The sequence below is a fragment of the Clostridium beijerinckii genome, assembly GCF_018223745.1.
GTDB lineage: Bacteria > Bacillota > Clostridia > Clostridiales > Clostridiaceae > Clostridium > Clostridium beijerinckii.
Window position 1 is genome coordinate 4,319,285 of record NZ_CP073653.1, and the last position, 13,398, is coordinate 4,332,682.

13 protein-coding genes and 1 pseudogene are annotated in these 13,398 nt (G+C 29.4%); 6 read left to right on the forward strand and 8 right to left on the reverse strand.

Translation table 11 applies throughout. The annotated features are described in order from the left end of the window. Positions 1-10: 10 nt before the first annotated feature. On the reverse strand, positions 11-1,060 hold the full coding sequence (locus KEC93_RS19560; protein WP_077869602.1) for an HlyD family secretion protein: 1,050 nt from the start codon (positions 1,058-1,060) through the stop codon (positions 11-13). Positions 1,061-1,309: 249 nt separating this feature from the next. On the opposite strand from KEC93_RS19560, the gene KEC93_RS19565 reads away from it, so the two are divergent. Continuing rightward, entirely contained in the window at positions 1,310-1,867 is a 558-nt protein-coding gene (locus KEC93_RS19565) for a TetR/AcrR family transcriptional regulator (protein WP_077869603.1), read from the forward strand. A gap of 273 nt (positions 1,868-2,140) precedes the next feature. Here KEC93_RS19565 and KEC93_RS19570 read toward each other — a convergent pair whose 3' ends face one another. Further along, complete coding sequence (locus KEC93_RS19570) at positions 2,141-3,253, reverse strand: DUF1349 domain-containing protein (RefSeq protein ID WP_077869604.1); 1,113 nt, start codon at positions 3,251-3,253, stop codon at positions 2,141-2,143. Between the two features lie 381 nt (positions 3,254-3,634). Here KEC93_RS19570 and KEC93_RS19575 point away from each other — a divergent pair, with 381 nt between their 5' ends. Then, complete coding sequence (locus KEC93_RS19575; protein WP_077869605.1) at positions 3,635-4,042, forward strand: SRPBCC family protein; 408 nt, start codon at positions 3,635-3,637, stop codon at positions 4,040-4,042. A gap of 98 nt (positions 4,043-4,140) precedes the next feature. Here the strand turns inward: KEC93_RS19575 and KEC93_RS19580 are convergent, their stop codons facing one another. Further along, positions 4,141-5,442 carry an IS110 family RNA-guided transposase gene (locus tag KEC93_RS19580; protein WP_111944663.1) on the reverse strand — a complete coding sequence of 434 codons (1,302 nt, stop codon included), beginning with the start codon at positions 5,440-5,442 and terminating at the stop codon, positions 4,141-4,143. A 425-nt stretch (positions 5,443-5,867) separates the two neighbouring features. Here KEC93_RS19580 and KEC93_RS19585 point away from each other — a divergent pair, with 425 nt between their 5' ends. Further along, positions 5,868-6,311 carry a MarR family winged helix-turn-helix transcriptional regulator gene (locus KEC93_RS19585; protein WP_031276329.1) on the forward strand — a complete coding sequence of 148 codons (444 nt, stop codon included), beginning with the start codon at positions 5,868-5,870 and terminating at the stop codon, positions 6,309-6,311. 330 nt (positions 6,312-6,641) lie between these two features. Here the strand turns inward: KEC93_RS19585 and KEC93_RS19590 are convergent, their stop codons facing one another. The 4 genes and pseudogenes from KEC93_RS19590 to KEC93_RS19605 all read right to left on the reverse strand — a co-directional run bounded on the left by KEC93_RS19590 (position 6,642) and on the right by KEC93_RS19605 (position 9,087). Continuing rightward, positions 6,642-7,196, reverse strand: coding sequence for a GNAT family N-acetyltransferase (locus KEC93_RS19590; protein ID WP_023976768.1), 555 nt, complete (start codon positions 7,194-7,196; stop codon positions 6,642-6,644). Between the two features lie 122 nt (positions 7,197-7,318). Further along, positions 7,319-7,621, reverse strand: a pseudogene (locus KEC93_RS19595) (helix-turn-helix domain-containing protein); the annotation flags it as partial. A gap of 416 nt (positions 7,622-8,037) precedes the next feature. Continuing rightward, the gene (locus tag KEC93_RS19600) at positions 8,038-8,730 is read right to left on the reverse strand and encodes a DUF2812 domain-containing protein (RefSeq protein ID WP_172462691.1); all 693 of its coding nucleotides are present in this window, start codon (positions 8,728-8,730) and stop codon (positions 8,038-8,040) included. A 24-nt stretch (positions 8,731-8,754) separates the two neighbouring features. Beyond that, the gene (locus KEC93_RS19605; RefSeq protein WP_026886994.1) at positions 8,755-9,087 is read right to left on the reverse strand and encodes a PadR family transcriptional regulator; all 333 of its coding nucleotides are present in this window, start codon (positions 9,085-9,087) and stop codon (positions 8,755-8,757) included. Positions 9,088-9,598: 511 nt separating this feature from the next. Here KEC93_RS19605 and KEC93_RS19610 point away from each other — a divergent pair. The 3 genes from KEC93_RS19610 to KEC93_RS19620 all read left to right on the forward strand — a co-directional run bounded on the left by KEC93_RS19610 (position 9,599) and on the right by KEC93_RS19620 (position 11,898). Beyond that, a complete protein-coding gene (locus KEC93_RS19610) occupies positions 9,599-9,997 on the forward strand; it encodes a hypothetical protein (RefSeq protein ID WP_039769648.1) in 399 nt (132 codons plus the stop codon). A 67-nt stretch (positions 9,998-10,064) separates the two neighbouring features. Beyond that, positions 10,065-10,757 (forward strand): response regulator transcription factor, encoded by a 693-nt coding sequence (locus KEC93_RS19615; RefSeq protein ID WP_039769646.1) that lies wholly within the window; start codon positions 10,065-10,067, stop codon positions 10,755-10,757. Continuing rightward, the gene (locus KEC93_RS19620) at positions 10,741-11,898 is read left to right on the forward strand and encodes a sensor histidine kinase (protein WP_077869735.1); all 1,158 of its coding nucleotides are present in this window, start codon (positions 10,741-10,743) and stop codon (positions 11,896-11,898) included. The genes KEC93_RS19615 and KEC93_RS19620 overlap by 17 nt, the downstream gene beginning before the upstream one ends. Before the next feature lie 460 nt (positions 11,899-12,358). Here KEC93_RS19620 and KEC93_RS19625 read toward each other — a convergent pair whose 3' ends face one another. Then, positions 12,359-13,294 carry an AraC family transcriptional regulator gene (locus tag KEC93_RS19625; protein ID WP_077869734.1) on the reverse strand — a complete coding sequence of 312 codons (936 nt, stop codon included), beginning with the start codon at positions 13,292-13,294 and terminating at the stop codon, positions 12,359-12,361. Positions 13,295-13,398: the final 104 nt, after the last annotated feature.

Consider the following 13,398-nt stretch of genomic DNA (forward strand, 5'->3'; position numbering starts at 1 on the left):
TATTCTCACATCACTTTCCAAAATCAACAAAAGCAGTCATTCCAGAACGGAGTGGCTTATCGTTATCAGTCAATTCAACTTTAACGCCATAAGATAGTACATCAAATTCACCATTATCATTTGTTGCTCTTTTAACTGCAAAATCAGCATCTTTATTAATTCTAACTACTTTCCCCTTAAATTCCTCGTCCTTATATGCTGGAATCTTTACAGAAACTTCTTGTTCTAAGTCTACTTTAGATAAATCTGTTTCTCTAACATTACATAATATTGATGGTTCATCAGTTTTAGTAACTACAATAAGCTGCATTCCTGTTGATATAACTTCTCCTGCTTCAACATTGACTTGTGTTATTGTCCCATCTTCTGGTGCGGTAACTGTAGCATAATTAAGATTTACATTAACTCCTTGAAGTGCTGCTTCTGCCTGTTTTATTTGGCCTTCAACTGCTTCAACTGATGCATTTGCCTGCTCCACTTGTGCCTGAGCCGCCTTTATATCTTCTGGTCTTGCACCACTTTGTGCTATATCATACTTATCTTTTGCTACCTGCATTTGAGTTTCAGCATTATCAAAATCTGATTTAGGAATTGAACCTTGATCATACAAAACTTTTAATCTATCTACAGTTACCTTGGCAAGATCATAAGCAGACTTAGCTTGGTCAATTTCTTCTGGTCTTGCACCATTTTGAGCTAACTCAAGCTTTGCACTTGCAGCATCCCTAGCTGCCTGAGCAGCATTTAACTGAGACTTTGCTGTTTCAATTTGAGCTTGCACTTGAGCTTGTTGAGCTGCCAATGTATCACTATCAACTATAAGCAAAACATCTCCTTTTTTTACATTATCACCTTCCTTAACTTTGATTTCTTTAACCTTTCCGGGAATTAGTGTATTTACATTAACATCTGTCATGTCAACATTTGACTGCACTATTAAATTACTCTGAGCTTGCTTTACTAGCTTGTCTCCAGTTAATGTAGATACTGGCGTGCATCCTGTAAATATGTTAGCTGCAACCATTGAAAATACTACTAATGCTACATTTTTTACTTTCATAAAATTCCTCCTAAAATATAATCTAGAAAACTTTATTTTCTAAAATTTAAACCTCATAAGTTGTATATTTATTGTTGACTTAATTAGGATTAATACATATATTGACATTATATTTTTTATGAATTATCCTTTATATAGACACATGTCTATTATAGAAATATGTGGATTCTTATTCAATAATCAATATTAATGGATAAGTCTGTTAATAAACTAAAATGATAAATTTGTCTATTAAATGGGGGATTACAAATGACAGATAGGCGTAAAAGAAAAACACAACAAGCTGTTCAAACTGCTTTTGCTAAATTAATATCAAATAAAGATATAAAAGATATTACTATAAAAGAATTATGTGAAGAAGCAGACATTAATAAAAGTACATTTTATTTACATTACAGAGATATTTATGACTGTGCAGATAGTTTTATGAATTATGCCGTCGATAAAACCATTAAAGTTATAGAACCTTATGATTTTACCGAGTTAATAAATCACATGCCAGAAATAATTGAAAAAACATTAGATATATTTAGGGAAAATAGGGATCTTTATGTTCCATTTTTCAATTCACCAAGGCACTCTTTTTCTATGTATAAGACGAAACAACTTATAATAAAAAAGCTTTTAGAAAAAACTCAAAATGATGAGAAATCAAGACTTGTAAATAAGAGTAGCATCTCCTTTATTGTATGTGGACTTTTTGGTGTTCTTGAACAAATAGAATTTGATGAAATAACTCCTGAAATAACTTCAGTGCTAACATCTAAAATTCAAAATGGATTTATTCCTTCTAAAGATACTCACTAATTTAACGCAGCATGTTAGTAAACCCTAATGAACTAAAATAAATGAGCAACTGAAATTAAATTACAATAAAAAAACAGCCTAAAACACACTATATTATGCTTTAGGCTGTTTCCTCGCTATCCATATTCAGTATTTATAGCAGGCTCTTTTATCTTCATATTCGTGTCCATTATAAGTTTGCTATTTTTGCAATTCACAATGCACATTTCATAATTAATGCTAAATTTTTGAAATATATTTAGAATTATAATGAAGAATTATTCTTGCAATATATTAAAAAAAATCCTCTTTTATCTTCAATTCTGTAAATAAAACATTATAACCACTATCAATAGGGCTACAGCAATATATCCCACATTTAACATTTTTCTTTTGACTGTGTAGATGACAAATTCTAAGTTGTCTCCAACCTTTATTTAGAACATTAACCTCTATTTTATAGTCGTTTCCTTGTCTGCTAATTCTAAATTCAGCTTCATCAACTTGTTTATCTAACTCTTGTGTAGACCAATCTGAATATCCCAAATTAGTTACGACAGCACCAAGTTTTGGAGGATTATCTAATTCATATTCTATAGAAGTCTTCAGCCAATTATCCTCATCCACTCTTACTGCTAATCCGCACTGGTCAAATTGATTGATTGGATTAAACTTAACCTTTGTTGTCATAGTAAAGTCCTTTTCGATTTCTATATAAAACATATGAGCATTATCATTTCTAAAGCCATAATGAGTCCTTTGCCAAAAATCAGTTACCTTATCAGTTTCCACGTAAATTCCCTTTTCTTCCACTTTCCACACTTTAGGCTCATATAGCCACTTCATCTTATCTACTGACGAAGAATCATTTACTAAGTCAATAAAAACCTCTGAATCTTTTTCTAATATTTTATCATTTTTTATTATTATATCTGCCTTCGCCTTAGGGTTATCTATTGAAAAATGCTGTCTTTGAAGCCACATAAAATAATCTCCATAAAGATCTTTTTTATCTTCATCACTTCTTTCTATGGACGATGTAAAAGTACAATCCAACCATACTCTTATATCAAAATTAATATCTACAGTATTCTTAAATATTAATGCTCCCTCAACTATAACTATATCATTGCTTTTACATGCATTTTCAATTTCATTTTTTATTGAAGAAAAATCATAAGCATTTTCATAGTAATACTTAGATGGATTAATATTACTAAGAGATTCTTTTAATACATCTTGATTCTCCTCTAAAGAAATTGTATAAACATTATATTGGCCTTGGTATCTTTCTTTTAATTTATTAGCGAAAGTAGTTTTTCCACTTAAACTTATACCGCTAATACCAATTAACGCCCTCGAATTTTCTTTCACTTTTTCATTTATTAAAGAATATAATTTTTCCATAATTAATACATCAACTCCCTTAGTAATATTTCTTATTATATTTTAGCATATGAAATATAATAATAGATTAAATATGTCCTTCATATTTCGTGCCAGACAAATATGCAAATTCTGCTTATAGCCGATTTACTAGAAGAATTTACTGTCTCAGCATGATGCAAAATATGCAAGCATACTAGTCTAGTATTTTTTAGTTGTACCTTAATGTAGCTTTATAATAACTAATTATACTACATAATTATTTTCAGAAGTCCTCCTAAAATAATCCTCACATAAATCAATTGATTTATTTAACTTGACAAAATAAGGAATTAATATTATAAATATATATATAATAAATGTACTTATAATAAATATATATATATTAAAGGAGAGGTTAAAATGGAGTTAACATTCAAATTAGAAGTAAATGCACCTAAGGAAGCTATTTGGTCTTATTATGCTGATCTTGAAAAAAGACATATTTGGGAAGAAGATTTAGAAAGCATTAAATTTGATGGAGAATTACAAACAGGAACTACTGGTACAATGAAACTAGAGGGAATGCCAGAGATGTCTTTTACTCTTACTAATATCGTTCCTAATTGTTCTTATTGGGACAGAACTGATGTCCCTGGGGTTGGAGGCATATATTTTGGACATGACATATTGCAAAAAGATGGTAAAACCTTTATTCAACATACTGTGAGATTAGATAAAGAAAACCCATCAGAAGATGATTTAAATTTTCTTTGCAATGTATTTTCTGATGTTCCTAAATCTACTATGATAATCAAAAAGACCAGCTAATAATAGTCAAGTTAATTTTCAAAAAAATAGTTTTTGGAAAAAGAGTATGGCAAACAAACCGTTTTAAAACACGAACGGTTACAGAAATTGGAATAAAATTAAGCGACTTTGTTTAAAGAGTTATTTTCTAGGAACATTTGCTTATGTATTTTGGGATCTCTTTGCTCAAACGGAGTTTGATTTCGGAGAACAGCAAAAATGTAGTTTATAATTTTATGCATTATAGCGACTAAGGCGATTTTAGGCTTTTTGCCTTTAAGGTTTATTTGATAATAATCTAATAGGACTTTATTTATAGGAACTCCATTACGATTGTTACGGATTGAAGCTAGTGCAACAGAATATAATGCTCTTCGACCGATTCGAGTTCCTCTTTTTGAAATTTTATTATCATCGCCTTTAAAATTACCTGATTGATTAACTGAGCTATCAATACCAAAGAAAGCTACAAGATGCTTGGGCTTAAGAAAACCATCAATATCACCTATTTCAGCTATTATAGTAATAGCAGTTAATTGCCCTATGCCAGGAATTGAATCAATTAGTTCAATATTAGCTCTAATAGATTCAGGAAAAGTTTCAGACTGTATAAAATTGTTAATTTTCTGTAACAATGTATCAATCTCTGATTGAATAGTTTTTATTAATGTTATAGAGCTGGCTATTTTGACAGCTAAACCGTCTAACGGTAAGCCAATTATTTTAGCTTCATTAGCAACCTTAAATAATTTGGAATATGTATTTTCCGACCAGATAATGCCCTTTTTAGAGCTATTAAGGAAAATCTTAATTATATTTTCCTTAGGTGCCTCTAAAATTGATTGTGGCGTTGGATATTGACTTAAAAGCTCAATTGAACTTTTAGATGTTGAATCTGAAAATATAGTATTATAGCCAGGAAAAATAACTCTTAAATCAGCGGATAATTTTTTCTTAAAAGTAGAGCTAGTATCTGTAAGTTTGTAATACTCTCTTACAAGATTTTTCAGAAGAAAAATATCAAGGCTAAGTTGTTGTGATAACTTAATGTTTTGAAATTTTCCTATTGTTGCAATAGATAAAGCGTCTTTTTTATCATTTTTCACTTTTCTTATGTCACCATTTTTGTTAGACTTAGTAACGAGTGGATTGATAACAAATGTGTTATCGAAATAGTTATTAAGATAGTGGAAAAGAGATAAATGGTACACGCCAGTGGACTCCATGAAAATTGCAGTTTTCATGTTAAACTCTTCTTCCACTTTTTTTATTTCATTAACTAAGTGGTTGAAGCCATTGAGATCATGCTGTATTTTAAATGACTTCTTATAAATATCACCATTCGGTGCGAGTATTGCAGTATATGAAAAATCAGCTGAAACATCAATTCCTATTACAGGACTATAAAAAAAATTAGACATTGTATATATCTCCTTAAATTAAATTTTAGATATAGAATAGAACTTCCACTCTGTCAGATAGCTTATAACCTTGTTTGTGACACGGGTAATTCCCGAAGGGAAACCCAACCAGCTAAACATAGAATTCTACCTGATGAAATGATACGCTTTTTTACGGGTATAGGTTCTAAAAGACCTCCCAGGAGGTTTACATCTATCTTCTATTCAGGAGTATTATACTAGACTATATAAAACTTGGTTAGATTCCTTTAAGGAATTTAAATAAAAAACTATTTAAGATATGAAATGCATATTCCCTATCGGGGCGTAGGCAAAGTAATAAATTAGAATATTAAAAATAATAAGAGGTGTAATGTTCGTTAGAAAGATAAATAGTTTTCTATCAAATGTTACAACTAGATTATACAAGGAGGTTGAAAAATAAATTGGAATTTCCATCAAATCGCTTTAAAGATGATGCAGAATCGTCAACCGGACTTCTTTTTATTCGTGTATATAATAAATGGCATTCCATTATAAATCAAGAGTTACGTAAATTAGGGATTACTCATCCTCAATTTGTAGTGCTTACCACCTTAAACTTTCTCAGCCAATCTGATGATAATGTGACTCAAGTAAGTATTTCTAAGATGGCAGATATGGATGTCATGTCAGTATCCCAAATCGTTAAGGGATTAGAAAAGAAGGAATTTATAAGAAAAACTGTAAATCCGAAAGATAGTAGAGCAAATGCAATTATACTACTGCCAAAGGGGCAAGAAATGGTAAAACTCGCTCTTCCTGTTGTTGAAAAAATAGATGATAATTTTTTTGGTATTTTACAAGAAAATGAAAAAAACTTTCGTAAGTATCTAAATCAATTAGATTAATATTTATTTAAATATAATACCAAAATAAAAAAATGGATAGAGCTCAAAATATCTATCCATTTATATATATATGTTGAAATTCACAATGCACATTTCACAATTCACAATTGCAGCTAAAATTCTTACAATATTTTTAGAATTATGATGAAGAATTATTTTTGCGGTATATATATTTAAACATATTATACATTAAATATAATTTTTATATGGGAAACTGGCTTTTGTGCTGAATTAAATAGACTACTTAGTAAGAACTTTAAATAGTTAAAAGCTCTCTTCCAAGAGTTCTGTCATATATTTTTTTATCATTTATTTGCGCCAAATTCCATGTCACTGAATATTCCATTCTTCTTTTAAAATCGCATATATTACATCATCAACCCACTCATTGTTAAACCAAAAACTTTTTTTAAAATGTGCCTCTTTTCTCATTCCAATTCTCTCAAGCAAAGTAATAGACTTTTTATTTTGAGGATCAACCGATGCCGTTATTCTATGTTTATTTAAAACATTAAACAAGTAATCTATCACGCCTGTTACTGCTTCAGTAGCATACCCTTTTCCTTGATATTTTTCAGATAATGTATATCCAATTTCAACTTGCAAATTATCTTCATCACAAAAGTGAATACCAACATCTCCTATAAACTCATTATTTTCTTTAATTATAATTCCAAGCTGGTACCATGTATCTGGTATATTGGGAATTCTTGATACTTTTTCAGAAATAAATTCCTCTACTTCTTTAAGCAACTTAGGCCTCCAAGTTTGAAATTTACCTACTTCTTCACTTGAACGATATTCAAAAATTGATTCAGCGTCTAAAGGCGTAATACACCTTAATTCTAATCTTTCCGTTAAAATATTTATTTCACTTGCATTCATTACTTTTTCCTCCACTAGCATTCTATGTATTTTGTTTAGTGTTACCTTCATGTGGTAATTATAACATAGTTAAATAATCATTATTAATATGATATTTCTTCTCTATTGCCATATGACCCCTTTGGACAAATACTATATTGCTTACTAAAGGCTGAACTATAATTGGAAGAACTGTATCCATAATTAATTCCAATATCAGTAATAGTTTTGTCTTTTTCAACCTTAAGACTTACTGCACTTTGATCCATTTTTATACATTTAATAAAGGAATATAAACTTATTCCTGTTTCTGCTTTAAACATTCTACTAAAATGATATTTTGAAAAATTACAGTAATTGGCAACATCTTCAATAGAAATCTCCTCATCTATATGCTGCAAAATGTATTCAATGCTTTTATTTATCAAAGATTTTTTAATTATCACTTTAAGGCCCTCTCCCAAATACTTTTTACATAAACTAAAAATTTCGTTTTGATAAAAGTTTACTTTCATTATAAGGAAATATTACTGAAATGCTGATTTTCAATAACAACATTAAATAGAAAATATAAATTTCATCAAGAGCTATTTTCATATTTATTTTATATTTAAAATACCTCTCACTTCTCTAAATTATAACATATCTTGTAAAGACAACATCACTTATGACACCTTGCTTTCACTTATAAAAATAGCCTTAGACAATATATAAATGCCTAAAGCTATAAATCATATTTATGATATAAATTCATCGTATCAGTATAAAATACTAAAATCTCTGCATACCAATATTATTAATAAGTTAAAAGTATAGAAGTATCTACATCAAGCAATTATTAAAATATATAAGTCTCTTACTTTTATTTTATGAATTTTCGTCTATATACAGACATTAATATAATAATGTTAAAAACAATTAAATATATTCCCGTAGGCATACTTATAACTTTTGAAACCATTAGAACAAGTAACAATATAAATATTATTAAATTTAGTATTAAAAATTTACTTATTTTAGGTTTCTTATCTGAATCAGACATTTTTTGAAGTTCGCTTATTTTACTATAATGCTCTAAACATGGTAGTGTTGTAAAAATAGAAACTGCCATTATTGGTATAGAAATAATTAAAAGTACTGTATTATATATATCAGGCAAATATCTATATTTAACAAAAGCCATTAAAATAAAAAGGATAATAAAACAAATAGAAAATGGTATTGCCACTTTTTTTAGTGATTGATACATGCTTATATGCTTTTCTATTTCAGTATCATTATCAGTATAAATTTTTTTTGTTCCTTCAGGAGCGCTAAATATGTGAATTATATTTCCTATTGAACACACATTAGTCCATCCTGCTTCATTAAAATATAAAAAATATTCTTCATCTGGATTTATTCTATAATCTAAAGCATATTGCAGTTTTTCAGGCTCAGCTTTTTTTAATTTATATCCCATAAATGCAAATTTCTCTAATTTCCATCCTCTACTAGCATATTCAGATAGCATCTGCATTTCCTCGTACTCAGCAAATGATAATCCCTTACTCATAATATATTTTGTACCAAACATCTATTATAACATCTCCCTATCATTAAATGCATTCTCAGCAATTTTAACCATTTTACGCTTTCTTTCAAGCTCATTTTTTAAAGATTCGATTCCTTTATCAGTTATTACATAAACTTTTTTCTTTTCTGATTCTTGCGTAAGTTCTATAAATTCTGCATCAAGAAGTTTTTTTATGCTAGTATATAATGATGCAGGGCCTATTGAGAACTCCCCTTCTGACATTTCCTCAACTGATTTCATAATTAAATAACCATGCTTAGGCCTTATTAAAGATAATAAAATATAGTAATACGCATCCGTAAGTTCGCCCATATCTAAAGAATTATTTCTAGCCAGCTCTCATACACCTCCTCTATATCATTTAACGATATATCATTAAAAGATATATATGTTAATAAATGATATAGTATATTTTTTAATATAATACTATTATTGGTATATTACCTAAATAGCGGTATTGTATTTGCAGCATTTATTATGAATTTTCTTCTTGAAACAAAACAAGAAGTTTTATGCTTCTACTTCAAGTTGGGTTATTCTTAATGTCACTATTAATATTGATTGTGATTCTTATATAAAAAATCTCAAAAAAATAGTAGCCCTTATTTTCAATGAACTGCTCCTTGTTAAGTAGACAGTGAAAATAATAAATAATAATTTAAGATGCAGATCAGTAGATAAAACATTCATGAAATCAGCTTATAGGTATATTCTCACAGGGCGAAATATTGAATTAAAGATTATTTACTATTATAATAAAACTAACCGTCTCCTAACTTTTGTTTTGATATACTAGGTACATAGGTTGCAACCTTACAAAATAAAAGTTTATAACGGAGGCTATATTATGAATATAACAAAAAAAATGAAAACAATTGGTTTTACTTCACTAGCAGCATTAACATTGATAGCATCAACGTCTATGGTATCATTTGCATCAACTGAATCTAATAAAACAGCTAAGACTTCAGAATCAGCTACAACAGTTAAGCCTGACCAGATACTTATAAGCAAATCTGGTGACGGTATTAATATAGAAACAACTACAACAGATAAAATTGACAATACTAATTTGAGTAAGACTGGATCAACTAAAGCATCAGGAACTAATGCACCAGATATGCCTAATCAGATATTTATAAGCAAATCTGGTGATGGTATTAGTATACAAACAACTACAACAGATAATCTTAACAATGTTGATTTAAACAAAGTCGAGCCAACAAAGGCAGATAGCTCTAAATAGTTTTGGAGCAGTAGCTATACATGCTACTGCTTTGCTTTTTATACCATGCAAAGGAGATTATAACAAGATGAAATTACTTTTAGTTGAGGATGAAGAAGATTTAGCCGCAATTATATCAAAAGGTTTGAAAAAAAGTGGATATGCAATAGATAATGCTTACGATGGTGAAGAAGCAGTATCTATGTATGAAATCAATGAATACGATTTAATCATTCTAGACCTAAATCTGCCAAATCTAGACGGATTAGAGGTCTTAAAGGTCATACGGGAAAAGGATATTTACACGAAAGTACTTATTTTATCTGCTCGTAGCGATATAGAAGATAGAGTAATTGGTTTAGATATGGGAGCCAATGATTATCTAATTAAACCATTTGACTATAAGGAACTAGAAGCAAGGATACGGATGCTTTTGAGAATTTCCTTCACACAAAAATCAGCAGTGCTGAAATGCGGAGATCTTAAAATAAACACTGTTTCCAAAACTGCTTACCTTGGTCAGTCTTCGTTACTATTAACAAAAAAAGAATATGAAATATTAGAGTATCTTTTCCTTAATAAAGATATGGTAATAAGCGCAGAACAGTTTATAGAGCATGTATGGGATAGCGAAGCAGATTTATTCTCAAACTCTTTAAAATACCATATCCATTCAATAAAGAAGAAAATGAATGAATTAGGATGTAATGTGGAGTATATAAAAAATATCAGGTCTCAGGGCTATATTTTGATGGAGGATAATAATGAAGTTACTGAATAAGGTTTCTATTAGGATGAGAATCACTCTTTTGACAGGTGGAATATTATTTGGAATATCTTTACTTTTAACATTTTCTAGTATGTATAATGCTAATGATAAATTTGTACTGCCAAATGAAATTGCAATAACAAAAGACCCTACCTCTGGTGAAATAAAGATATTACCGATAGAAAATAACAATACTTTAAAATCTGAAAAAACCTCTTCGTCTCAAATGCTTCTGGCAAAAAAACAATTTGATATATGGAGTTATATATATTTAATTATTTTTTCTAGTATAGGAATGATAGTTACTTATATAATTACACGGAAAGCCTTGAAACCTTTGCAGGAGTTAAATGATTCTATTATTAATATTACAGAACATAATCTTAAAGGTAGAATACCTGCTTATATTGTAAATGACGAAATTGGAAACTTAGTAACCTCTTACAATGCAATGTTAGAAAGACTAAATGAATCCTTCTTAAGGCAAAAACGTTTTTCTTCCAGTGTATCTCACGAACTAAAAACCCCACTTTCTATCATGAATGCTGGCTTACAGGTTCTTCATATTGATGATGAACCTACAACTGAAGACTACAAGGAAACAATAGAAATAGTAGAACGTAATACAAAACGACTGATGAATATTGTAGATGATTTATTTGTACTTACAAATGAAAGTTGTATAGATATTGCAGATGAGATAGATTTAAAGCAATTATTTTCACAGATAGAAACTGAATTACAACCAATATATAATGACAAAAGTATCTGTATTACCCACGAATTTGGATTTAGTACGATTATAGGAAATGCAACACTTATGTATGGTGCATTTTTTAATTTGATTGAAAATGCTATTAAGTACAACATTCCTAAAGGAAAAGTTGAAATTAAGACATTGATAGACAATAATGTGGAAAAAATTATTATTTCTGATTCTGGTATAGGAATTCCAGTAGAGGATATTAACAAAATATTTGAACCCTTTTATAGAGTCGATCCGTCAAGGTCCAGAAAGATTGCTGGAGCAGGATTAGGATTGTCCTTAGTAAAATCAATCGTTGAAAAACACGGATGGGAAATAGAACTAAAAAGTACAGTTGGTGTTGGGACCTGCTTTGTGGTTTCACATCAAATTAAAAAGATATTTTAACGGATTTTAAGAATGAGATAAGAAATGAAGTTAATACTTTAAAACAAGATTTAAATCTTAATAATATACTCTAGAATATCTATTTCTAAGCTAAAATTTGAAACTGAATTATGATACTTCTATGATAACAAAATGACGACGCCTAAAACACACCTACAATAAGGGAGACTAGAAGAAAATCCGTCATTACAACTCGAAAACAGTCAAAGGATTTACCATTTGCCACTTAACTTAATCAAGGTATAGCTAACCCCCATGAGAATATTTTTTTATATTATCGTGGGGTTAATTTTTAGTCTCTCTAAACTTGTATCATTTGTAAATTTTTTTGGAATATCAATGAAACATAGACATCTCCCAATTTTAGTCCCCCATTTACTTATGGTATAATTCATCGAATCATAAGTAAAGAATCGAGCTTTTTATTATATAGCTTCTCTTACTATATAATTTACCACTCTCAAAAATTAATATATATAGAGTCCTTAATCCGTTTTATATCACTTATAGGTGGTAATCCAAACATTCGTGCATACTCACGACTAAATTGAGATGGACTTTCATAACCAACCTTATAACCCGCCTCCGCTGCTTCTAGCACCTCTGAAAGCAGCAGTCTCCTTGCTTCTTGTAATCTAATCTGCTTTTGATATTGTAATGGACTCATTGCAGTAACCTTCTTAAAGCAATGATGCAACGATGAAGAACTCATATTAATTTCATTTGCTAATTCATCAATCCGCAGCGGTTTCTCAAAATTATTATTAATCAAGTTAATAGCTTTTGAGATAGCCCGTGCATGGCTGCCTATCACAGCAAATTGCTTCAATATGTATCCATGTTTATCTTGTAAAACTCTATAAAGTATTTCTCTAATAAATAGAGGAGCAAGAACTGGAATTTCCTCTGGCGTTTCTAAAAGGCTTACAAGTCTTAGCAATGCATCAAGAAGTGATGCATTACCTTTTGTTACAGTTAATCCTCTTTCCAAGCCAGGCTTTTCTTCAAAATTTTGTTTTGATTCTTTGATGATATCAAGAATTTGATCTGAATTAAAACTAAGTCTGACACATAAATATGGATGGTCAGGACTAGCTTCAATTATTTTTCCTATAATAGGTAAATTAACAGATGCAACTAAATAAGAGTTTGCATCATATCTATAACTTTCTTTTCCTAGAATTACAGTTTTCGCACCTTGTACAATTACGCATATGGATGGGATGTAAATCGAATGTAGTGTTTCTGAAATATTAGAGGCACGTATTAAATCCAATGATGGTATATCAGTTGATTGAAATCCATCTCTATAAGTAAATTTCTCAACTAGAGAAGCCAAACGCCTTTGCTGATTACATAATTTATAATTTTTTATATTGTAAATCCTTTTTTCCATAATAATATCTCCTCATAAAAAAATTATAATTTCTTTTGCAGGATTGTGCAATGATTAGGAATAAATAGGCTACCTATTCATATCTAAATTATCCTATAATCAAA